The sequence below is a fragment of the Actinacidiphila polyblastidii genome (assembly GCF_036353415.1).
In the GTDB taxonomy this organism is placed as follows: domain Bacteria; phylum Actinomycetota; class Actinomycetes; order Streptomycetales; family Streptomycetaceae; genus Actinacidiphila; species Actinacidiphila polyblastidii.
This window is the reverse complement of sequence record NZ_JAZEWV010000071.1, coordinates 1-2,879: the sequence shown is the minus strand read 5'-3', so window position 1 is coordinate 2,879 and position 2,879 is coordinate 1. Positions and strand designations below refer to the sequence as shown.

2 protein-coding genes are annotated in these 2,879 nt (G+C 75.4%); both read left to right on the top strand.

Features of this window, described 5'->3' with window-relative positions; genetic code table 11:
- A partial coding sequence (locus V2S66_RS34235; RefSeq protein ID WP_330800999.1) for a condensation domain-containing protein occupies window positions 1-2,028 on the top strand: 2,028 nt, incomplete at its 5' end.
- 173 nt (window positions 2,029-2,201) lie between these two features.
- Window positions 2,202-2,879, top strand: a 678-nt coding sequence (locus tag V2S66_RS34230) for a condensation domain-containing protein (RefSeq protein WP_330800998.1), incomplete at its 3' end; no start/stop codon positions are given.

Sequence of the window (2,879 nt, the reverse complement as noted above, 5' to 3'; positions counted from 1 at the left end):
CGGGCCCGCGCCGCCGAAGTCCTGCCGGAGTACATGGTGCCGGCCGCCGTGGTGGTGCTCGGCTCCCTCCCGTTGACCCCCAACGGGAAACTCGATCGGCGTGCCCTGCCCGCACCGGACTTCGCCGGCTCGGTGACCTCGCGGGGTCCGTCGACGCCCGTGGAAGAGGCGCTGTGCGCGGTCTTCGCCGAGGTGCTGGGACTGGAGCGGGTCGGCGCCGAGGACTCCTTCTTCGACCTCGGCGGCGACAGCATCACGGCCATCCAGGTCGTGTCGCGGGCGCGCGCCGCCGGCCTCGTCATCTCCCCGCGCCAGATCTTCGAGCGGCGCCACGTCGCCGGGCTCGCCGCCGTCGTGACCCCGGCGGCCGCGACGGACGCCCGCGCCGGCCACGCGCCCGCCGTGTCCGCGACCGGACCGGTCCCGCTCACCCCGATCATGCACTGGTTCGCCGATCTCGGCGGCCCCGTCGAGGGGTTCAACCAGGCCATGGTCGTGACCACCCCGGGTGGACTGCGGGTCGACCACCTCGATGCCGCGCTGGCGGCGCTGGTACGGCACCACGACGCCCTGCGGATGCGGCTCGAGCGCACCGGAGGCGGCTGGAGCGCGGTGATCGCGCCCGACGCGGACGCACCCGTGTCCCGCCGGGTCGACGTCCGCGGGCTCGCCCCGGCGCAGGTCCGCGCGGTCGCCGCGCGGGAGGGCGCGCGAGCGCGGGACCGGCTGGACCCCTTCGCCGGCGCGATGGTGGAGGCGGTGTGGCTCGACGCCGGCCCCGCCGAGGGCAGGCTGCTGCTGGTCATCCACCACCTGGTGGTCGACGGGGTGTCCTGGCGGATACTGCTGCCCGACCTGCGGGCTGCGCTCGACGCCCTGGAGCAGGGCCGCGAGGTGCGGCTCCCGCCGGTCGGCACCTCCTTCCGGCAGTGGTCCCTCGGCCTCGCCGACGCCGCGCGTGACCGCGCCGGGCAGGCCGAACGCTGGCAGGAGCTGCTGGCGGGCGGCCCCGAGCCCCTCCTCGGCAGCCGCCCGCTGGACCCGGCACACGACACCCTCGGCACTGCTCGCCGACTGCACCGGACCCTCGCGCCGGAGCTGACCGCACGGTTGCTCACCGATGTCCCCGCGGCCTTCCGGGCGGGGGTGAACGAGGTGTTGCTCGCGGCCTTCGTCGCCGCGGTCGGGCGGTGGCGGGACGGGCGCGGGTCGCCCGCGGCCGGGTCATCCGCAGCCGGGTCACCGGGCACGGGCACCCCGCAGGGCACGGCGCCGCGGGCTCCGTCCGGCAGCCGGGTGCTGGTGGACATCGAGGGCCACGGCCGCGAGGAGCACCTGGTCCCTGGCGCTGATCTGTCCCGCACCGTGGGCTGGTTCACCAGCATCCACCCCCTCGCGCTGGACGGCGGAGTGGTGGACTGGCCGGCACTGCTCGCCGGCGGCGCGGAGGGCGCCCGGCTCATCAAGCAGGTCAAGGAACAGGCGCGCGCCGTGCCCGAACGCGGTGTCGGACACGGTCTGCTGCGCCACCACCACGCGGACACCGCCCCCCTGCTGGCGGACCTCCCCCGCCCGCAGATCGGCTTCAACTACCTCGGCCGCCTCGGCGCCACCAGCGTGGGCGGCTGGGAGCTGTCCACCGACCTGCTCCCCGCCGGGGCCGACCCCGGCATGCCGCTGGCCCACACGCTGGACGTGGTGGCCCTGACGACCGAACGACCCGGCGGTGCCCCGGTCCTCGACGTGACCTGGACCTGGGCCGAGGCGATGGAGGGTGACGACGTGGCCGGACTGGCCGAACTCTGGTTCCAGGCACTGGCGGCGCTGGCCACGCACGCCCCGCACGGCGTGAACGGCGGCCACACCCCCTCCGACCTCTCCCTGGTCTCCCTCACTCAGGCGCAGATCGACGCCATCGAGGACGAGGAGCCGGATGACGACCTGGACGACGGCGCGGACGACGTGGACGGGGGCCCGGCCGCCTGGAAGGGCGAGGACGCGTGGGAGTACGAGGGCGCCGAGGGCTGACCGCCCTTCCTTCGCACGACCTCCTCCGAACACTCCGCCGTCCCGCGCGCCGCCGACCGGTGCGCTGACGACCGGTGCGCCGCCCCTCGCGCACCGCCCCTGCACACCGTCCCACCCCCGCTCCTCCCCCACCCCCGCTCCTCCCTGACGCCCGAGGCGAGAGGTACAGATCCATGAAGAACCCGGTCGAGGACATCCTGCCGCTGTCCCCGCTCCAGCAGGGCCTGCTCGTCCACTCCGCCATCGACGAGCAGGACGCGGCGGTCTACAACTCGCAGTTCTTCGCCGATCTGGCGGGCCGGCTCGACCCGGCCGCGCTGCGCGCCGCCGTGGAGGGCCTGCTGCGCCGCCACCCCAACCTCCGTGCGGGCTTCCGCTACCAGGGTCTCGACCAGCCGGTCCAGGTCATCCGCCGCCACGCCCGCTCCCCGTGGCGCTCCATGGACCTCACCGGGCTCCCCGCCTCCGAGGCCGCGGCCGCCCTCGACCGTGTGATGGCCGAGGAACGCACCACCCCCTTCGACCTCGCCCGGCCGCCGCTGCTGCGGGTCGTCCTCATCCGGCTCGCCGCCGACCTCCACCGGCTCGTCCTCACCAATCACCACATCCTGCTCGACGGGTGGTCGATGCCGCTGGTGTTGGAGGACCTGTTCGCGTTGTACGAGGCCGGCGGGGACGGCTCGGGTCTTGCCGCGGTCCCGCCGCACCGGGCGTATCTGGAGTGGCTGGCCGTGCAGGACCGGCCGGCGGCCGAGGCGGCCTGGCGGGAGTCCCTCGCCGGGCTCGACCAGCCCACCCTGCTCGCATCCCCCAGTCCGTCGGGTGCGCCGCTCCCGTCCCACCTGCAGCAG